Below are 21,099 nucleotides of genomic sequence, written 5' to 3'. Positions count from 1 at the left end.
ACCCGTCTCAGTGTTAAACACTGTGTTGATAATTGAACATATCCTTGAACAAAAGTGTTCATTTGAACGCTCAAATAAGCATCCCTTTGTCCAACAAATGAATAAAGTTTGATACACTTAGGGTTACATCAATTACACTAAATTCCGAGTAGCCCACATACATGTCGAGCTTTACTGGACAACACATTCTCAGCGTAAATCAATTTGATCGCGATGCTATCGAACAAGTTTTCTCAATTGCAGATAATATGCGGCCGTATGCCGACCGAGAAAAACGCACGCAAGTGCTCGACGGTGCAATTTTAGGCAATCTCTTTTTTGAGGCCAGCACTCGAACGCGTGTAAGCTTTGGCACCGCATTTAATTTACTAGGCGGTGAAGTACGCGAAACCACTGGTATGAGCAATTCAGCATTAGCAAAAGGCGAATCTCTTTACGACACAGCACGAGTATTGAGTGGTTACAGTGACATTATTGCCATGCGCCATCCCCATGCCGGATCCGTGGCTGAGTTTGCGCAAGGTAGTCGAGTGCCTGTTATTAATGGCGGTGATGGGGCTAACGAGCATCCTACTCAAGCATTGCTGGACTTATATACCATTGCCAAAGAACGGATGTCTAACGGGCAGAGTATTGATGGTTTACATATTGCCATGATTGGTGATTTGAAGTTTGGTCGAACCGTGCATTCTCTGGCAAAAATGCTGACGCTTTTTCGCAATGTAAAATTCACCATGATTTCGCCCATTGAACTTGGCATGCCTGACTCAGTTTGCGCCGCTATCACCGATGCAGGCCATGAACTCATAGTGACAGACCAATTTGAAGGGATTGTTGAGGCAGACATTTGCTATCAAACTCGCATTCAAGAAGAGCGTTTTCCTTCACAGGAAGAAGCAAACAAATATCGCGGTAAGTTTCGCTTGAACCAGCAAATTTATACTCAACACTTTAAATCTCAAACCGTTATTATGCATCCGCTTCCTCGCGACTCACGAGCTGAGGCAAACGAGCTTGATAACGATTTAAACATGCACCCAAACCTGGCGATATTCCGTCAAACCGACAATGGCGTGTTGGTGAGAATGGCACTTTTTGCGCTCACTTTAGGGGTAGCCGACAAAGTCAGTGACTTCGACCGACCTGTTCACTGGTACACAACTAAAAGCCAAAACTAATCAAAGCTTAACGAATAAAACAAGCTTTCACCCATTAATACGAGATATTTGCGACCGCTATGACAAAATCTGAAACCTTATTTGAACGTGCCCAAAAAACCATTCCTGGAGGAGTAAACTCTCCGGTTAGAGCCTTTAAAGCAGTAGGCGGCACGCCTCGCTTTATTCAGCGAACAGATGGGCCCTATATGTACGATGTAGATGGCAATCGCTATATTGACTACATTCAGTCATGGGGGCCTATGGTGCTTGGGCACAACAACCCTCAAATTCGCCAAGCGGTGATTGCAGCTTCAGAATTCGGTTTAAGTTACGGCGCACCCACCGAGGCAGAAGTATTAATGGCCGAGCTGGTCGCTAAAACCGTACCTTCAATGGAAATGGTTCGCATGGTCAATTCAGGCACCGAAGCCACTATGAGCGCCATTCGATTAGCCCGCGGATATACCAGTAAAAACAAAATATTGAAATTTGAAGGCTGTTATCACGGCCACGCAGACTCCTTGCTTGTTAAAGCAGGAAGCGGCGCGCTTACGCTGGGCGTACCAAGCTCTCCAGGTGTCCCTGAAGACTTTGCAAAACATACACTCACTGTCGACTTTAACAATTTAGACTCTGTTCAGGCGGCGTTTGATGAACACGGCGATGACATAGCCTGCATCATTGTAGAGCCTGTCGCCGGCAACATGAACTGCATTCCTCCCGTTGATGGCTTTTTAGAAGGCCTGCGGGAAACTTGTGACACTTATCACAGCGTGCTCATATTTGATGAGGTCATGACCGGCTTTAGGGTGTCACGCGGCGGCGCACAAGAAGCGTTCAATGTCATACCTGACTTAACCTGCCTTGGAAAAGTCATCGGTGGCGGTATGCCGGTCGGCGCATTTGGCGGAAAACGCGAAATCATTACCCACATAGCCCCTACCGGCCCTATTTATCAGGCAGGTACACTATCTGGGAATCCTGTTGCAATGGCCGCAGGGCTTGCAGCGCTAAAGCAGATTACGGTAGATGGCTTTTACGATTCCATTTTTGAGAGTACCCGCAACGTAGCCGAGGGCATGCGCGATTTGGCACATAAGCACGGCATACCCATGAGCTGCAATGTGGCAGGTAGCATGTTCGGCATTTTCTTCACCGATGTAGAGCGCGTGACTAACTATCAGCAAGCGATTAACTGCAACACTAAGCAATTCAATCAGTTTTATCATGGCATGTTAGAGCACGGTGTCTATTTAGCGCCTGCGTCTTACGAAGCTGGGTTTGTGTCCAAAGCGCACACCGCTGATATTGTGGCAGATACCTTGGAAGCTGCGGATGCGGTGTTTGCGAAAATTGATAAGTAGATGGAGGCTTTCAACACGCTGCACGGTGACTCAACTTTGATGCAGGTTCGCGTTTTATTTTTGCTGAAATGCAACCGTATTCATAGTCAAAAACAGCTAAAATCGTTGATAGTGCTTAATTGCTGAGCAATAGTATTTGTATCGATCGCTCGCAGAAAAATCTTGCTTACAAAATGATACGAATTGCAATTTTTATACTTTTCTACTTCTTTGCTGCGAATGTTTTCGCAGCAACATCCAAACATACATTCAATGTGATGGCTCCACTCGAGCTTGCGACTGAGGAACAGTGGCAGCAGTTTGATAAGGAGTTGGCTATCGCCAAAGAAATGGGGGTACACGGTGTATCCGTTGATATTTGGTGGGGAAAAGTTGAAAAGTCTGCTGACAATACCTTCGATTGGTCATACTACCATAAGCTTGCAGAGCTGCTGCGCAAGCATCAACTACAGTGGATCCCCATCATGTCATTTCACCAATGTGGTGGCAATGTTGGCGACAACTGCAATATTCCAATCCCTAATTGGATTTGGACGCATTTTGAGGGCGTATCTCAAGAAGAATTGATGTTTAAAAGCGAGCAAGGCAACTATGCCCGCGAAACGCTCGCAATATGGCACGAGCCAAGTGTATCGAATCAGGTTTATGCTCAGTATCGCGAGTTCATGCACGCATTTGAAACGGAATTTGCGGATTTTGCCGATGAAATACAAGAGATTAATATCTCGATGGGCTCAGCCGGTGAATTACGATATCCATCCTACAACGGGCATGATGAAAATACTGGTTATCCCACAAGAGGCGCTTTGCAAGCGTTTTCTGAAGCGGCTTTGGAAAAATACCGAGAATACTTGTCTACCAAATTTGCATCTATCGAAGACCTTAATGCGAGCTGGAATAGAGAATATGCAGGCTTTTCCAGTATTTCACCGAGCCAGGTCGAACTTGAACACGCATTTGCGCACGCTATGCATCATCAAGCGGGCCCAATCCGAGACTTTATAGACTGGTATCATCATTCACTAATAATGCATGGGGAAAAAATGCTCAGTACAGGCGATGCTGCTTTGCAGGGTGCATTCTCAAACATTCCCTTAGGATTCAAAATTCCCGGGATCCATTGGCAAATGTCAGTGCAAGGAGGCATGCGTCGCTCGGCAGAAATAGCGGCTGGATTAATACCTTTCCAGCCTTATTCCATCGACAATCACTTTGGCTATTCGTCCATATTAACAATGGCTCAGCAATTTGCGACTTCAACGCAGCGACCGCTTATTGTGCATTTTACCGCTTTGGAAATGGACAATAATACAGAAGCGCCGGCCTACAGCCGCGCAAAGACATTAGTCGCATGGCTTGGACAAGCCGCGCACGCTAAAGGCTTAACAATTAAAGGTGAAAACGCCTTGGCAGCTGGCGTGCATCACAAGGCCGGTTGGCAACACATCGATACCGCGCTGCGCGAGCACCATTATTCAGGTTTAACGGTATTGCGTTTAGGTGATGTTACCAGCAACCCTGTTGGCCATAAGGAATATACGCGCTTAATTTCTTCGTTCCACAAGACAAAGGCTAAATGAGGCCAGTCTGGCCAAATTGTTCGAATAGCATTCATGGGCAGCGGCAGCGCTATCGACCCTGAGCTTAACTGCGTGAGTCACGATCGTTTACTTCTAAAGAGATTCCGCCGGTATATTTAGCCATAACATTGTAAAACAAGCCAAATACTGCAACGCACATAAACGCCATCAAATAAGTCAAAATTGGCATCATTGAAATCAACAGTATTTTTGTTGTTGTCCCGCTAACTGTTACTTCAATAAAGAAGTTAAAAGAAGCGTTTACATCCCTCCCTAACAACAGAGGAGCAATCCTTATAATTGAGCTAATCGCCGATAAAACAGCCATCACCGCTGCTATTGTCGCAGATGTTTTTTTATATTGATTCGTTGTATATCTATCCTCACGAAGACTGCTCCTATAGCACTTGATTTATATTATCTTGCTGAATCTAATTGCCAATCGACTTGGCAAGGATCGAACTCTGGGTCTGACAAAAGGCGATTTACTTCGTCAAGCGCATATTCAAGAGTGCGGTGTTCTCCGCTTCGTTTCATTTGTTCCGACCAGTCGCTAAGCCTTTTAGGGTTGCGAAATAAAATGTCTAATGCAGGTAGAGACTTTTCCATAAATAATCTTAGGTCTTGCTCCTCAGCCAATAGTGTTTCTAGCGCATTCGGTTCATTGCGCTTAATCGCGATAATCTGCCGCAGTGCTAAACCAATCATGACATCAATAGATGAGCTTTTTGAGGCGAGGATGATAGACGCAACTTGCTCGCAGATTTTTAAACGAGAATAATCTGATTCTTCAGCCTCTCTGCAGTAAGCAATCAAATTACTGTAACTTGGCAGTGGAATGGCCATCGTGTAAAGAGCCAAAACAGCTTGTGTTGAATCGCTGTTGCCAGCTCCTGCTTGCGCAAATGCGCGCTCCATCGCGCCTATATGTTCCGCCCAATATATGCTGTAGCGCTTTGCTTGAGCAGCTTGCTGCATGAAACCTTCTGCCGCATCTTCGTCCTTCGCTTTTGAAGCAAGGTTGGCTCTCAATAGAAAATGCAGACTATTCTCTGTATCAACCTGTGAAGCTTGCTCTACTAATGCGCTGTCACAGCCAGCTTCAAACTCAACACATGCCAACAGCACCCGATAAGATATGAACTCATCGCTAGGATAAGTTGAAAGCGCAGACTTAAGCACTGAAAAGGCCTTGCCTGATTGAGTAAGCCTTTCAAATGTTGCTAATGAAAGTAAGCTATCTCGCGTATGAATATTCGCAAACGCTTGTTTTAAGCCTTCGAAGCGATTTTCAGTTAATCCATACGCAATTGAGTCTTTATACAATTTGCTTACAAGCTCGGCAAAATCGAGCGAGTCTTCACAATGAAAGCTCTCTAGGCTTCGAGGGGTAGCCTCAGTTTTAATGTGGCTTTGAGCCGACTCAATCGGTAAGTCATGTGCGAACTTATCTGACGCTGTTTTAAATAATAAATCGCTATTTGAGTATCTTTCGTGCGACTTCAGTTGAGCGTTTGCTGAGGATTTGTCGTAAAGCCTATTGGAATGAGCGTCATCAACACTGAGCTGAGCAAGGATAATAAGGCTTATTAGTATGGTGAGAACAACTAGATAAAGAAACGGCGATTTCACAATTTACACGTTAGAGTATGCAAGTAGAGCCTCAAGGCTTTTTATTCCGTTTCTTCTTGCACTAGCGCGCGCTGTCGAATAAAGGGAATCGAAGGCGCAAAAAATGCCGCTCCAGTTTCCGCATTAGTATAGTCGAGCAAGCGATCATAGTGTCCATTCTGATCACCGTAAATACGACTATGCAGAAGATTGCGAAAGGCATTTGGATGACTGGCACAGCTCACAAAATACAAGCCTTGAACACTCATGTTTCCGTAAGGCATGCTTTGATTTAGCAAGATGGGGTATTCGCCATTAGCACCGGTAATCTTTGTGCGAAAGGCGTGGGAGGATAGGCCTGAATCCACTACCGGTAAATTGTGCTCTTTTGTTCTGCCAATAATGTCTTCTTGGCGCTTTTCGGATAGCGTTTGCCAGCGCGTCATGTCGTGTCGATAGCGCTGCACATGAATGTAACTGCCTCCGGCAAAATGCTCATCCTCTTCACCCACCACTGAAATATCGAACTTTTTCATGCCACGTGGGTTGTCATCAGTGATTATAAAGCCGGTAAGATCGCGACCATCAAGGTATCGAAATGCGCGAATTTGCTCAACGAGCTCAGTGTGCAAACGCATCAGTTCCATAATGCGTATGCCCATGGCGTGACAAATATCTAGTCTGTCTGCTCTAATTTGAACAAAGAGGTCGCACGGAATAACAGGTGCACAGCGGTCATCGCTTTGCATATCTGGAAATGGAGCGAGTGCTCTTGGCTGTTCGCCAGGGTAAAGCTCCTCAAAAAAGTTACTGCCAATAGCAACCACGCCGGACACCATGGCTTCATAATGTTCTTCATCGAAATGGTCGAAAATGTCTATACAAGCTGCGACTTTGCTGCGAACGGTGTCCATGTCATCGTCAACAACATTGAAGAGCAAATACTGCGCGTGCAAATTAGGCTCGGCACAAATCCCCTTTTGTGGTTGCGTCATTTGCAAAATTATATGCTTCCTAATGCTTTGGACGTAGTCGCATTGGCCTTTAGTAAACCTAGTGAGATGGCGGGATTTCGCCCGCCCTTATATATCAGTTTGACTAGAATCCAGCGGCTTGGCCATCTTTTCTTGATTCAGATGCGCCATAGTATACCTGATTTTTTGAATCATAGAGAATTGCTTGATAGCCCCCAAAAGCACCACTTACATCACGCAAGACATGGCCTTTTTTCATCAACTCTCGCCGCGTTTTATAAGAGAAACCTGATTCCAAACTTACATATCCACCGTCGGTCATAAGGTCCCCCTCGGGCGTACTTGAGCCTGAATGCAGTATACGAGGCGCATCACCTGCTTCTTGCAAATTCATGCCGAAATCTATCATGTTGACAATAATCTGAGCATGCATTTGCGGCTGAGTGCCTCCGCCCATAACGCCAAAACTCATCAATGGCTCATTATTGCGCGTCACAAAAGCAGGAATAATCGTATGGAACGGTCGTTTGCCTGGCGCATACATATTGAAGTGCCCTTCTTGAAGCGCAAACATCTCTCCGCGATTTTGCAGCACAAAACCTAAGTCGGTGGGGATCATGCCAGAGCCCATACCGCGATAGTTACTTTGAATCAGCGATATCATGTTTCCAGCGCTGTCGGCCACAGTCAAATAGATGGTATCACCTTCATTTTTGCCGGCATCAACCCGCTTTGCCGCCTGCTCAGGAGAAATGAGTTTTTGGCGCTCTTTTGCATATTCTTTTGAAATCAGAAAGTCCACCGGGATGTTATTGAAATCTGGATCAGCATAGAATTTTGCCCTGTCTTCAAACGCGAGCTTTTTCGCCTCTACAAAGGTGTGCACAAATTCTGCAGAATCTCGTCCCATGCCTTCTAGATCGTATAACTCAAGTACGTTCAAAATCTGCAGGGCCGCTATGCCCTGACCATTTGGCGGTAATTCCCATACATCGTAACCACGGTAATTTGATGACACCGGCTCGACCCATTCGGAATAATGCGCTGCCATATCTTCATAGGATAAAAAGCCGCCCTGCTCTTTCATGAATGCGCCAATGGTGCGGGCAATGTCACCTTTATAGAACGCATCCCGTCCGCCTGTCGCGATTTTTTCGTAAGTATTTGCCAGTGCAGGATTTTTGAAAATCTCTCCCTTTTTCGGCGTCTTTGCGTTTACCGTGAAGGTTTCAGCAAAGCCAGGGTAGTCGCCAATACGCAGTTGATTTCGTTCAAAGTAATACGCGATTAATTCGCTTAAGGGGAAGCCCTCCCGTGCATACTTGATTGAAGGCGAAAGCAGCTCTTGCATAGATTTACTACCAAAGCGCTCGTTGAGCATAAACCAACCGTCTACTGCGCCTGGCACGCTCACAGGAAGCGGACCAAATTTAGGGATCTTATCCAAGCCCTTCTCTTTGAAGTGCGCCATAGTAAGACTTTGCGGCGAGCGACCAGATGCGTTTAGACCGTAGAGTTTTTTCGTTTCGGCGTCCCAAACAATGGCAAACAAGTCACCGCCTATGCCGCAACCTGTTGGCTCTACCAAACCCAGCATGGCATTTGCCGCGATGGCAGCATCAATTGCATTGCCGCCATTCTTTAATACGTCCAAGGCGACTTGAGTCGCTAACGGTTGACTCGTTGCTGCCATTCCGTTTTGCGCAATCACTTCTGAGCGTGTAGCAAAAGGTTCACCCGTTATTCTATCGAAGGCATGAGCAGATATGCTGCACACGGACACCGCACAAATTGTCAGTCCCATCACTCGCGTTTTATGGATTAGCGGTTGACTGACCTTTTGCTGAAAATGGCTAAAAAAGGTCTTCAAGTACGGTTTCAAAAACATAGACAACTCTCAATATCAAGGTGCTAAATCAAACACTTATATTATAAACGCAAGCTCAAACGGTTGCGCGCCATTTTATTTCAGTAGTGTGATACGAAATACGATGATAAACGATTAATCGCAGCACTTGGAAACTTCCATTACCGACGTTATATGTCAGCAAGGATCATGCGATTTCGCCCAGATTCTTTCGCTTCAAACAATGCCGTATCTGCTCGTTTTAGCGTGCTTTCGATGCTAGCTTCGTGCGTTTCATATTCGGCCACACCACCACTCAAAGTAACAGTCAAACCTTCTAGGTTTTGATCTGCAAAGCTTGCGCTAACTCGTTGGCCAATATCATCGGCAATATTCAAAGCATCTTTTTTACCTGTATTAGGCAAAATAACGACAAACTCCTCACCACCAAAACGAAATACCGAATCGGACTTACGAGCATTGCTCATGATAATGTTTGCAACCTCTTTTATTACTCTATCCCCGAATTGATGCCCAAAGTTATCGTTGATGGACTTAAAGTGGTCTATATCAAATATCAATACTGTAAGCTTTTTGTCATCCCTTTTGCATAAGGCAAGGGCTTTATCAGCCAGAATATGAAATGGTCTTCGATTTAACATACCGGTCAAATGGTCGATATTTGCCTCTTTCTCAAGTTCCTTAGACACTCTCATTGACTGCAGGATAAGAGGCCTAATAACAAAGAATGTTTGAAATAACAAAAAGACACCTACACCAATGAATATCGTTTTTTGAAAGAAACTTAGTCGTTCGATGCGGCTTTGCGCCTCTCTCTCATATTGTTTCACGGCGCTGTCAAAAAGCACTAGCATTTCGTCCGCCTCCATCGAAATAGGCTTAAGGCCCTCAAATGGAAGTTGATCTTGCAGAATCCTGTTGGCTTTGTAGGAAAAGCTACTAATTTTAAAATGAATATTCGAAGGTGCCTCAAAGTATAGTGTTTGCAAAGCATCTGATAGCGGACTTTCACTATCAGCCTCGATGGCGAGCTTGTGCTCCTTTAATAAAAAGTCATGATTCTCCAACAGTCGCTTAAGTGCACCTTGGGCCTTAAGCATTGCTGAATCGCCAGACGTTTTTTGAAATTCGGTTGTGTACAGGGCAATACGCTGCGACAGCATGCGCTGTTGACCGCTCACATTGATAAGGCTCGCAGATCTCACTTGCTCATCGACAATCACTGAAACCGTATGCTGCGTAAAAAAAACAAGACCTAATGTTACCGCCAGGGTGAATAGGCCAACCAAAGCCACCACTCGCATCGGACTGCGTCTCAGTTTTCCCGAGGGTATAGATTGAATCGTGTGATTATTCATCAATTGCCGCGAGTTTTAAGAATCATAGTTCAATACCCAAAATACTATCTAAAAGTTCTGCTTTTTGTATACGACCTTGCGACTATTTTCTGAGCGGTTTATGCTAGTTATAATATCCGTCTCTTAAACGCCCGCATTTAACTCAAAAAAGCGACTCTTTATCCTCATGTTCAGATTTATATGTTTATTGTTTTGCTTGACCTTTGTATTAACTCAATTTGCACGGGCAGCGCATAATTCGCTGCAATTAAACGATATGTCCGCCTTTGAGTCTCATGCAGGTAACTGGCAGATCGTTGGAGATGTAAGCATGTCTCCATTCGTTGAATCAAGTGAAGCAGGCGCAGGCATTAGCGAACGGGAAGGTACAGGTATTTTGCTTAACCTGCATTCTGAAAGCACAAAAGCCCCACTAATAAGCAAACTGGAGCATGCAGACATTGAGTTATCCTTTGATGTCATGCTTGCCAGGCATGCACACTCAGGGATTTATTTGCAGGGACGTTACGAATTGCAATTATTTGACAGCTGGGGCGAGCGCAATCCGTCGTTTGCAGACATGGGCGGCATTTATCGCGACTGGGAAGAGCTAAGTAATGAAATATACCTGGGCAAAGCACCATTAAGCAATGCCGCCAAAGCGCCTGGCTTGTGGCAACACGTGCATTTACGCTTTAAAGCACCACGTTTTGACGACCAAAGCAACAAAATCGCCAACGCCCGATTTGTCTTCGTTGATTTAAACGGTCAACGTATTCATAACAACCTCGAAATCCCTCAAACAACTGCCGGCTCAATCAGCAAAGAGGAGGCTGTGCGAGGTCCTCTAATGTTTCAAGGTGACCACGCGTTTCATGGCACTAACGGCACAGTCGCCATCCGAAACATTCGTTACAAGCTTCTTTCGGAGTTATCTGTAGCGCTTAATGATATAAATTATGAAGTATATGAGGGAAGCTTTAGCAAGATTTCAGAGTTTGATGAGGCTTCAAAAGTTACGACAGGCAAAAGCGAGAAAATTGATGCTACCCTTGCAGGGCGCGAGAACAACTATGGAGTAGTGTTTTCGGGAACGATCACCCTTAAGCAAGCCGACACCTATACTTTTACCCTTGGTCACACTGGCGGCGTCAAATTCGAGCTAGACGCAAAGGCACTAATTGATCATCAAAACAAAGGCGAAGGACGCAAAAAAGCCTCACTTGAGCTGGATGCAGGGACCTACAATTTCACACTGTACAACTTTAAAACTTCGGGCTGGCGCGCACCGCGCCTTGCGTTGTTTATAGAGGGTAAAAATACTTATCCCGTGAGTCTTCACGAGTATGAGTCTTATCCGCAAAGCCTTGATTTGCCCTCTCCCATTTATGATGATGTTGGCGCTGAGCCCCGTTTGTTACGAGCTTTCTTTGACTTTTACGACAATCAACAGGCTACGCGTTTGTCTCACACCATTGGTGTGGGCGACCCAGCTGGCATGCACTACGTTTATGACTTGAATAACGCGAATTTAGTCGCCATGTGGCGAGGCGACTTTGTTGATGCAACCCCCATGTGGCATTTGCGTGGCGATGGTTCGTTCCGCCCAAGGGGCGCGCCAGTATATACATTTAACGGGCATCCAATAGCGCAGTCGGCTGCGAATAAGGTGGCATTTCACAAGCAAGCGGATAGAACGAGTTTTAGGCCCAGAGGCTATCGACTTAATAAAGATACCAAACAACCGATTTTTTTATATGATTTTGGTGGACGGAGATTTGAACATCATATTGCGCCTCAACACTACACTCACCTAACTAATCGACTGCTTGTGACTGACCCAATTACCGGCGATATCGAGACCGAATCGGTATCGAAGGCGCCATTTTTTTACAAATTAGCGCACTCGCATCAAATCACAAAAATGGAAGACAATACTTTTTTAATTGGCGATGGCGATTATTATATTAGGCTAGATACTGCTTATTCGGCGCAAATAATGAGCGACGGTGAACACAAGGAACTCATCGTACAGCTTAATGATGACGATTTAGTGTGGGATGTAATCTGGTGATGATGAACAAAAGCTTAGGCAAACACGCAAACCTATCATTCGGCAATAGACGCACCATTATGATGAAAATGCACAGCATTTGGAAAAATCACATGAAGCACTTGCATGGCTATATTAGCGCAACACGCGCGTTGATTTTTAGCGCAATCATGCTCGCTTCAATCTCACAAAGCGCAGTTGCGCAAAGCCCGCTGAGCAGCAAGGCTGCAAACGAAGGACACTACTACCGCATGACGACCTTGCCGGTACCCGAGGGCATCCATCTTGAAGTAGGCGGTATTGCGACGATGCCCGATGGTAGCGCAGCCGTGAGTGTCCGCAGGGGCGAAGTATGGCTAATTGAAAACCCAACAATGGAAGGCGGCACACAACCGGTTTTTACCTTATATGCAAACGGTTTACATGAGCCGCTAGGCATGCTCTACCATGAAGGCGCACTATTTGTTGCCCAGCGCGGTGAGCTAACAAAGTTGCAGGACAGCGACGGAGACGGTAAAGCCGATATTTATGAAACAGTTCACTCATGGCCGCTTTCTAGCCATTATCATGAGTACTCCTTCGGACCAAAACTTGCCCCTGACGGCGGCATGTTTGTCACCTTTAACGTAGCGTTTGGAAACGAAGAGTGGTGGCGCGGAGAAAGTCGCGTACCGTGGCGCGGTTGGACCTTAAAAATTCATCCCGACGGGAGCTTTGAGCCATGGGCAACCGGCATGCGTTCCCCTGCTGGCCTGGGCATGTACAAGGGCGAATTATTTTATACCGACAACCAAGGAGACTGGATAGGCTCGGGCGGTTTATGGCACGTCAAAAAAGGTAGCTTCACTGGTCATCCAGCCGGTTTAAAATGGTCACAAGAAGAGGGGTCGCCAATATCCTTATCCTCGGAGCAGTTTTATGCCCGAGTCGACAAACGTCAAATTAAAGAAAATGGTTTTTTTGTCAAACCCGAAAACATTAGAGATGAAGAAAACCCCGATTATTTACAAGACGTCAAACAAGACATTCCTGCTTTGACCTTGCCATCGGTCATTCTGCCTCACGGGATCCTTGGGGTATCAAATTCTGAAATACTGAGCGATAGCACTGGTGGGAGTTTTGGTCCTTTTGCGGGGCAGCTATTTGTGGGCGATCAAGGCCAAAGCAAAATTATGAGAGTCGCACTTGAGCAAGTAAACGATGAATATCAAGGCGTTGCATTTGACTTTAGGTCCGGCTTTCAGTCTGGCGTTATGCGCCTGAACTGGTCAAATGACGGCAGAATGCTGGTAGGGCAAACAAATCGTGGCTGGGGATCTGCAGGCGTGACTAACTCTGGCTTAGAGATTTTAACCTGGACGGGCCGTATGCCCCTAGAAATGAAGACCGTGCGCGCAATGCCCGACGGATTTGAAATTGAGTTTACGCTAGCCATAGATAAAGCTAGCGCCGAGGACTTAGACAGTTATGTGGGTAAAAGCTATAACTACAAATATCATCCTGTTTACGGCAGCCCACAAATGAATATCGAAGCGCTCGATATACAAGGAGTAAAAGTATCGGATGATGGTAAAAAAGTCAGAGTCGTCGTAAACAACCTTCGTCAATACTATGTTCATGAGATAAAGCTCAATGGCATTATCACCGCTGACGGTAGCAAACCCTTATTGCACGACGCCGCTTATTACACCTTGAACAATATTCCCGAGGGCGAAAAAGTTGCGCTCAGTGAGCTGTCGACAAAACGCTCGGGCAAAGCAAGTGCAAGCTTATCGTCCGCGGCGCTTGTAGCGAGTAATCATGAGTCTGGTGCGCCCAACTATCCCGACGTTGAACCACTGCTGGTCAAAAATACTTGTGTTGCCTGCCATAAAGCTGAGCAACGTGTGATTGGCCCTTCTTTTAAAGCAATTGCAAAGCGTGGTTATAGTGATGAACGCATCGTTGAATTGATTTACAGTCCTGAACCACAAAACTGGCCTGAATTTGCGACGCCTATGCCGCCAATGCCGCAGGTGCCTGAAGATGAGGCCCTGGCAATAGCAGCATGGATCAATAGCTTAAATACCCCATAGCTTAGCCAATCGCTAGTGTGATTGTTGTGAGAGAAATCAAAACAAAAAGCGACCGCACAAAGCTAAGAAGATTAGCGCTTTCGGCGCAGGGCCTATTGAAAACTCGACCTTTCGGCAAGGGTATCAGCGCTGTCCACAATGCACTTGAACACTTAGGTTATGTGCAGATTGATACCATTTCTGTAATTGAGCGCGCACATCATCATGTCTTGTTTACAAGAGCAAATGACTATTGCCCGTCCATGCTCGATAAGCTTTTGTCGTCTAAATTTGTGTTTGAATATTGGTCACACGCCGCTGCATATTTGCCAATTTCCCACTATCGCTTCTCTCTTCCATACAAACATGCGCTGAAAAATGGAAAAACACACTGGCATAAAAATCCTGATCGAAAACTCATGCAAAAAGTGCTTCACACCATTGAGCGAGGGGGACCTATGCGCTCTCGGGATTTTGAGGGCGGCAAGAGCGCACAAAACGGTTGGTGGAATTGGAAGCCCGCCAAAAAAGCCATTGAGCAATTATTCATGGAGGGGGATTTAATGATCGCCCGCCGTGACGGTTTTCAAAAAGTGTATGATTTAACTGAAAGAGTCCTTCCAGTTGCAGTGGATTGCTCACTACCTACCCTTGATGAGTTTGCTGAATACTTAATTAGGGAGCAATTGAAATGCCATGGTGTTGTTGCTCAAAAGTCTTTTACTTATTTACGAAAGAATCCAGAACTTAACTCTATTGTCCACAGAAAACTTAAAAATATGCTTAAATCTGGTGAGTTAGAAGAAGTCATGCTGCCATCAGGCGCACGTTTTGTATGCACTAAATCCGCATTTGATGAACCAATGCAAAGACTTGACAACGGATTAAAGATACTCTCACCCTTTGATAACAGCACCATACAACGCCAACGCCTGAGCGAAATTTTCAACTTTGACTACCAAATCGAATGCTATGTGCCCCAAGCGAAGCGCAAATACGGTTACTTTAGTTTACCGATGTTATATCGCGACATGTTTATTGGACGCATGGATTGTAAAGCGCTCAGAAGCGCCAAAAGACTTCAAATAAGGGCGCTTTACTTTGAAGCAAGTTGCTTTGAAAGCAATGTGCGAAAGAGCACCATGATTGACTTAGAAAAGCTCGCATTAGCCTTTGCAAAGTCTGTAATGCGCTTTAGTCGTTTTCAAAGCTGCAATGAAATCGTTATCGATAAGGTAGAGCCTGCCTTTATGAAGCCATTGTTAACGAAGGCTCTGAGAGACGAGCAATAGGTCGAATCTGTTCGCTGTGCCCCTCAGGCTGCCATCTTCACTTGGCGCCTCTTTTGAATCCATAGTCTTGTATAGTGCTTAAAGATTGACCATACTTCTATTTTGATGATCCAAACAGGTAAACGACATGGCCAAGTCAGTCACGATAAATGGAAAAGCATTTGAAATTGATGTAGACGAGGCAATGCCTCTGCTGTGGTTTTTGCGCGATAGGCTGGAGCTCACCGGCACCAAGTTTGGCTGCGGCATGGCCGTGTGCGGCGCCTGTACAGTGCATATTGATGGCCAGGCCGCGCGCTCATGCGTAATGCCGCTTTCTGCGGTTGCTGGCAAAAGCGTTACCACCATTGAAGGGCTTGCTCCTGAGCATGATCACCCCTTGCAAAAGGCGTGGCTGAAACACAAAGTACCTCAATGCGGCTACTGCCAAGCAGGGCAAATTATGAACGCTGCAAGCCTGTTAGCTCAAAACGCTTCTCCGACATCAGATCAAATCGACACCGCTATGCAAGGAAACATTTGCCGTTGCGGCACCTATCAGAGGATAAAAGCCGCGATATCTGATGCTGCACTTGAATTGGGCAAGGAGGTTTAATATGAGTATTGAAAACGTAAGCAGACGTTCATTTATTAAACGCTCTGGCGTTGTTGCCGGTGGCCTTTGGCTGGGTCTTAACATCCCTAACCTTGCACTGGCAAAGCTGGGGCTAGAGCATGAAGTTAGCAGCACCTTCAACCCAAATGCATTTGTACACATTGCCGAAAACGGCGATACCCTCATTTACTGCGGGCGCTGCGAAATGGGGCAAGGGATCAGCACAGCCCTTCCGGCGGCTGTGGCCGATGAGCTCGAAGCTGACTGGTCTAGAGTGAGCGTGAAACAAGCTGACGGAAATGAAGATCTCTACGGCCCACAAGCGACTGGCGGGTCTGCCAGCATACGTGTCATGTACATTCCCATGCGCGAGGCAGGCGCTGCAGCTAAGCTTATGTTAATTGCCGCTGCTGCTAAAAAATGGCAGGTCTCAGAAGATGACTGTTATGCGCAATCTCACTTTGTAATCAATCGCAGTACAGGCGAAAAACTTGGCTATGGCGAACTTGCCTCACTGGCAGCAGATATGCCAACGCCTGAAACTGTGACGCTGAAGAAAAAGCCGGATTACAAATACATTGGTTCTGATCTCGCTCGCCACAATCAAGGCGATATCATCAAAGGCGAGTTAACTTATGGTGTAGACACAAAAGTACCGGGCATGAAGTACGGTGCAGTTGTGCATTGCCCCGTGTTTGAGGGGAAGCTAAAAAGTCTTGATAAACGCACAGCGCTGGCAATGCCCGGTGTCGAGGCCGTCGTTGAAATTCCTCGAATGGCCGTCCCTTATGGCTCAGTTGGCGGCGTGGGTGTTGTTGCAAACAATACGTGGACAGCGCAGCAGGCTGCCAAAAAGCTAGTCATTGAATGGGATTTAGGCCCGAATAAAAGTTATGATTCGAAGCTCTACAAAGCGCAATTAGTAAAAAATGTAGAAAAACCCGCAAAAGTGACGGCACAAAGAGGGGATGTTGATGCAGCCCTTGCCAAGGCAAAACAAAAACACAGTGCAACTTACACTGGCGGACACTTATCGCACTCACCTATGGAACCCAATGCCAGCGTAGTTTGGGTGCAGGATGATAGCTGCGAAGTATGGGCCGCCACGCAAAGTCCTGCTGATATTCAAAGCGTGTTAGCGCAATATTTAGAGCGCGAAGCAAAAGATATTCTCGTTCACGTCACCATGGCAGGTGGAGCCTTTGGACGTAAGTTTAAGTGCGACTACGTGCAGGAAGCCGCCGCTTTGTCAAAAGCAGTCGGCGCACCCGTACAGCTGACGTGGTCAAGGGAAGAAGATACTCGAACCGGCTATTACCATTCTATTAATGCTCAGCACATTGAAGCTGGGTTTGACGAGACGGGGAATGTGATTGGGTGGCTACATCGAGCGGCATTTATGCCAATAGCGTCTCTGTTTGATGAAAGTGTAGAGCGAGCGCCAGATAGCGCCCTTGGTAATGTATTTGATCATCCTTTTGGTATTGCCAATATGCGCACAGAATCTGGCGAGGCAAAACGCCATACACGCATTGGTTGGTACCGCGCAGTTTACGCAATATTCTACGGCTTCGCTTTTGGCGCTTTTGCAGATGAACTTGCTCATAAAAGCGGCCAAGACACACTCACGTTTTTAAACAAGCTCTACGACAACAACAAAAACCCTGAACAAGCGGAACAAGTTAGGCGTTCGAAAGGTGCGTTAGCACTCGCAGCTGAAAAGTCGAAATGGCATACGAGAGACCAACTTCCTGACAACCAGGGAATTGGTATTGCCGTGCACTATAGCTTTCAATCATATGTTGCAATGGCGGTTTTAGTGGAAGTGAACGGTGACGATATCAAAGTATTAGAGGTAGATTGCGCAGTCGACTGTGGACAAGTGCTTAACTTAGACAGCGCGCGAGCGCAAATGGAAGGTGCGGTGGTAATGTCTACCGCATTGTCGCTTCGTACCGAAATTGAGTTTAAAAACGGCGCGGTAGTAAATTCAAATTTTCATGATTACCCGGTGCTACGCATCAATGAAATGCCTGTTGTGCGCTCGCACTTCATCGACAATGGCGATGACCCAACAGGCTTAGGTGAGCCCGGCTTGGGACCTTTCCCCGCGGCGATAAGTAATGCAGTGTTTGCAGCGTCGGGCAAGCGATACAGAGATTTACCGTTTAAACCCAGAGCGACTTAGCGCTTCCAGATCACTTTGGGTATCAATGTCGACAGCCGCATTTGGCATATTGACGCAAATTGGCGTATCGCTGGGCGCGGCATGGCTGGACGAAGCAAGCAATGCTCGCGCGCCTTTATCGCCTTGAAGGGCAAGTAAGTCTTTAAAGTACGCTCGCGGGAAAATCGCGGGCACGCCGTTTACTGTTGTTACTTTGTTTTGACAATCACTTTTAAACTGGGCACAAACGAGCCTTTGGGGCCACGCTCTACTTGCCTGAACAAGTGCATCAATATCATCACTGCTTATTGCTATCTGATCACCCAGGCATACCATCAGGTGAGTGGTTTTTTCACTCACACAGTGAACTGCTTGCTTAATGCTCTCACTCATCCCGCGCTGCCAATGCACTACATGGCGACAGTCATAGCATTCATTAAGCGAAGCGCTCACTCGCTCAGCGTTTGCACCAAGCATTACACGAAAGTGCATAAATTGACTTTTCGACTGGTTTAATTGCTCACATACCCTTTGCAACAAAGTCATGTCACCATACTTATGCAATTGCTTTATCCCGCCAAATCGTTGGCTGCTTCCAGCTGCCAATATAGCGAGCTCTATTTGATACGCGTTTGATGTGAGTGGTTTAGCCGGCATTATAAGAATGTTTGCGCAGGTTGATGCACCTTAGTAAGTGGGCTATGCTCATTGTAGTTTGCTCTTACACACATGAACACGATATTTATGAATTTTATTGCTAAGTGCTTCCCCAGCGCCCTATTCGCTTTTTCTCTTTTAGTTACCAGTTCCACGCATTCTGCGACAGATGAAACTATTTACCTTAGCGCTGATGCAATGTTTGACAGCGAAAGCGGTAAACTCATCGATAACCCAGCATTGCTTATTAAAGATGGCCTTATTGTTGAGGTCTCATCACAAAGCGCATTAAATGCACCAGAGGGCGCAACCATAATATCGCTTGAAGGCAAAACTATTCTGCCCGGCCTGATTGATATGCATGTGCATTTAACATCAATGGCGACCGACCACGGCTACAAACGCCTTAGAGTTTCTCACGAGAGAGCGGCGATTAACGGCGTAGTGAATGCAAAACGGACGCTCATGGCCGGTTTTACCACTGTGCGCAATGTTGGTGCACCTAGTTTTGCGGATGTTGCCCTGCGTGACGCGATTGCCGAGGGCGATATTCCTGGCCCGCATATGTTTGTGTCTGGACCCCCTATTGGCATTACTGGCGGCCATTGCTCTGACAACAATTTGCTTCCTTCTGAATATAATTTACTGGGCGAAGGTGTGGCAGATGGGCCGTGGGCGGCCAGAAGCAAAGTGCGGCGAAATATTAAGTATGGCGCTGACTTAATCAAAACATGTTCCACCGGCGGCGTATTATCGAAAGGCACTAAAGTCGGTGCGCCTCAATACACCATTGAAGAACTCACGGCTATAGTGGAAGAGGCTCATTCCCACGGGCTAAAGGTTGCCTCTCATGCGCACGGCACTGAGGGCATAATCAACGCGCTAAAGGCCGGCGTTGATACTATTGAGCATGCCAGCTTTATTGATGAAGAAGGAATCGAACTGGCAGTTAAGCAGGGCGCCTATCTTTCCATGGATATTTATGTCACGGAATACATACTCGGTGAAGGTGAAGCTGCCGGTATTTTAGAAGAAAGCCTCGAAAAAGAACGTATGACTGGCCAAACCCAGCGTGACAATTTTAAAAAGGCGGTAGACGCTGGCGCTAAAATTATATTGGGCACTGACGCGGGCGTTTACCCTCACGGCGATAACGCTAAACAACTTTCCCGAATGGTCAGATTTGGCATGCCAAGCAATGAAGTTTTACGCGCGGCAACATCAGTTGCGGCCCAGGCGCTCGGTCAAAGCGGCAATGTAGGCGTCATCGCCAGCGATGCAAGTGCAGATATAATCGCGGTGGATGGTAATCCGCTTGAGGATATCGACCTGCTCGAAACGCCATCATTTGTTATGAAAGCCGGATTGGTATACAAAAATTAAGATTTGCGCGTATCAGTGGGCTCATTACATTTAAAGAAGTTCTGATGCGCCACCTGGGCTTGCTCTGCACCCTTACCTTTTGCATACTGGGAATTCCATAGCTCTTTGAGCTCTGGCTTTCTGCCTTCTTTTTCCCACTGCTCTTCTGCTTGCTTTTGCTTTGCATAGTTGCCCTGACGAGACTGCTCCCATGTCTGTAGCTGCTGCATGAGGGCTGGGTCCTCCTGTAAGTCATGTATTTCAAGCTCCATCTCGTTCAACAGCGCTAATGGATAAGGGAAAATTCTTCAAATTGGCTCTCCCTTTGCAAAATGAATGGGCTTGTCAGCTTCGGTGATGCGCCAATTCATGGTAAACGGAAAAGGTAGCCAGTCTGAGCGAATGAATGCATCTAATGGAACCACGTGTGCCTTATCTTGATTGGCAGGGCCAGTAACCATCAATCCGTAATCAGGAGGCGTTCGAAACAAAAAGGGTAAATACCAGGTGACCGTACCTGAGCCAAAATGTGGACGAGCCGCGAATGGGCTTGCCTGTTTTACTTTAAAATGCAACTGATCACCGGCTGCTTTGCCTGTCCACGTCACTTGTGTATCAACCGGATTGAGGAGTTCCCATCCCATGCTGTTTGCTGCGGTCAAGGGGATGCACCGATAGGCATAGCGAGCGGGCGTTTCATCCATCCAATTGCGTGTGATTTTGGCTGGCCTGATGAATGGCGTTACATCTTCTTTCACGCCGGGAAAAACATAGGCATAAAGCTTATTATTTGGGATTGGCTTTACTGACATCAAGATTAAACTCATCGATACGAATTAATACAGAAACTAAGGAACCTGAATCCTGTTTAAGGATAGTATGACATGAGTAAACGAAAAAAGCCCCGCGATTGCGGGGCCTATTTTTGTGACCAACTGTCGTTGGTTGCTTGCTATAATTTTTATTATTCTACTGCATTTTTATTGTTGTTGTAGAGCAAGCTTCTCCCTTTGAACTATAGCTAAG

The 21,099-nt window shown here is 46.3% G+C and carries 15 protein-coding genes and 1 pseudogene; 9 read left to right on the top strand and 7 right to left on the bottom strand.

Annotation, left to right across the window (positions count from 1 at the left end; all coding sequences use genetic code 11):
* Positions 1-161 precede the first annotated feature (161 nt).
* The 3 genes from PN836_RS15740 (at position 162) to PN836_RS15730 (ending at position 4,104) form a co-directional block, all read left to right on the top strand.
* Positions 162-1,178 (top strand): aspartate carbamoyltransferase, encoded by a 1,017-nt coding sequence (locus tag PN836_RS15740; protein WP_395340024.1) that lies wholly within the window; start codon positions 162-164, stop codon positions 1,176-1,178.
* A gap of 59 nt (positions 1,179-1,237) precedes the next feature.
* A complete protein-coding gene (gene hemL / locus PN836_RS15735) occupies positions 1,238-2,524 on the top strand; it encodes a glutamate-1-semialdehyde 2,1-aminomutase (RefSeq protein WP_395340021.1) in 1,287 nt (428 codons plus the stop codon).
* A 257-nt stretch (positions 2,525-2,781) separates the two neighbouring features.
* On the top strand, positions 2,782-4,104 hold the full coding sequence (locus PN836_RS15730) for a family 14 glycosylhydrolase (protein WP_395340019.1): 1,323 nt from the start codon (positions 2,782-2,784) through the stop codon (positions 4,102-4,104).
* A gap of 64 nt (positions 4,105-4,168) precedes the next feature.
* Here the strand turns inward: PN836_RS15730 and PN836_RS15725 are convergent, their stop codons facing one another.
* From PN836_RS15725 to PN836_RS15705, 5 genes are all read right to left on the bottom strand, one after another.
* Entirely contained in the window at positions 4,169-4,432 is a 264-nt protein-coding gene (locus PN836_RS15725; protein ID WP_395340016.1) for a hypothetical protein, read from the bottom strand.
* A gap of 89 nt (positions 4,433-4,521) precedes the next feature.
* Positions 4,522-5,736 carry a hypothetical protein gene (locus PN836_RS15720; protein ID WP_395340014.1) on the bottom strand — a complete coding sequence of 405 codons (1,215 nt, stop codon included), beginning with the start codon at positions 5,734-5,736 and terminating at the stop codon, positions 4,522-4,524.
* 41 nt (positions 5,737-5,777) lie between these two features.
* The gene (locus PN836_RS15715; protein ID WP_395340013.1) at positions 5,778-6,710 is read right to left on the bottom strand and encodes a Dyp-type peroxidase; all 933 of its coding nucleotides are present in this window, start codon (positions 6,708-6,710) and stop codon (positions 5,778-5,780) included.
* Positions 6,711-6,813: 103 nt separating this feature from the next.
* Positions 6,814-8,493, bottom strand: a complete 1,680-nt coding sequence (ggt, locus tag PN836_RS15710; protein WP_395345705.1) for a gamma-glutamyltransferase — start codon at positions 8,491-8,493, stop codon at positions 6,814-6,816.
* A 233-nt stretch (positions 8,494-8,726) separates the two neighbouring features.
* Positions 8,727-9,914, bottom strand: a complete 1,188-nt coding sequence (locus tag PN836_RS15705) for a sensor domain-containing diguanylate cyclase (protein WP_395340011.1) — start codon at positions 9,912-9,914, stop codon at positions 8,727-8,729.
* 310 nt (positions 9,915-10,224) lie between these two features.
* Here PN836_RS15705 and PN836_RS15700 point away from each other — a divergent pair, with 310 nt between their 5' ends.
* The 5 genes from PN836_RS15700 to PN836_RS15680 all read left to right on the top strand — a co-directional run bounded on the left by PN836_RS15700 (position 10,225) and on the right by PN836_RS15680 (position 18,075).
* Complete coding sequence (locus tag PN836_RS15700) at positions 10,225-11,967, top strand: family 16 glycoside hydrolase (protein WP_395340009.1); 1,743 nt, start codon at positions 10,225-10,227, stop codon at positions 11,965-11,967.
* Positions 11,968-12,059: 92 nt separating this feature from the next.
* Positions 12,060-14,021 carry a c-type cytochrome gene (locus PN836_RS15695; RefSeq protein ID WP_395340007.1) on the top strand — a complete coding sequence of 654 codons (1,962 nt, stop codon included), beginning with the start codon at positions 12,060-12,062 and terminating at the stop codon, positions 14,019-14,021.
* A gap of 95 nt (positions 14,022-14,116) precedes the next feature.
* Positions 14,117-15,292 carry a winged helix-turn-helix domain-containing protein gene (locus tag PN836_RS15690; RefSeq protein WP_395340006.1) on the top strand — a complete coding sequence of 392 codons (1,176 nt, stop codon included), beginning with the start codon at positions 14,117-14,119 and terminating at the stop codon, positions 15,290-15,292.
* 127 nt (positions 15,293-15,419) lie between these two features.
* Positions 15,420-15,887, top strand: coding sequence for a (2Fe-2S)-binding protein (locus PN836_RS15685; protein WP_395340003.1), 468 nt, complete (start codon positions 15,420-15,422; stop codon positions 15,885-15,887).
* A gap of 1 nt (position 15,888) precedes the next feature.
* Positions 15,889-18,075 (top strand): xanthine dehydrogenase family protein molybdopterin-binding subunit, encoded by a 2,187-nt coding sequence (locus tag PN836_RS15680; protein ID WP_395340000.1) that lies wholly within the window; start codon positions 15,889-15,891, stop codon positions 18,073-18,075.
* Here the strand turns inward: PN836_RS15680 and PN836_RS15675 are convergent.
* Positions 18,049-18,711: a nucleotidyltransferase family protein gene (locus PN836_RS15675; RefSeq protein WP_395339998.1), complete on the bottom strand. Its 663-nt coding sequence runs from the start codon at positions 18,709-18,711 to the stop codon at positions 18,049-18,051. The two genes, PN836_RS15680 and PN836_RS15675, sit on opposite strands and share 27 nt — an antisense overlap.
* 87 nt (positions 18,712-18,798) lie before the next feature.
* Between PN836_RS15675 and PN836_RS15670 the strand changes: the two genes are divergently transcribed.
* Positions 18,799-20,094, top strand: coding sequence for a metal-dependent hydrolase family protein (locus PN836_RS15670; protein WP_395339996.1), 1,296 nt, complete (start codon positions 18,799-18,801; stop codon positions 20,092-20,094).
* On the opposite strand, the pseudogene PN836_RS15665 reads toward PN836_RS15670, so the two are convergent.
* A pseudogene (locus PN836_RS15665) lies at positions 20,091-20,777 on the bottom strand (DUF6065 family protein). The gene PN836_RS15670 and the pseudogene PN836_RS15665 overlap by 4 nt on opposite strands.
* Positions 20,778-21,099: the final 322 nt, after the last annotated feature.

The sequence above is a fragment of the Ningiella algicola genome, from assembly GCF_028401415.2.
Classification (GTDB): domain Bacteria; phylum Pseudomonadota; class Gammaproteobacteria; order Enterobacterales; family Alteromonadaceae; genus Glaciecola.
Note: the sequence above shows the minus strand (reverse complement) of the source record. Positions and strands in the feature narration are given on the sequence as shown.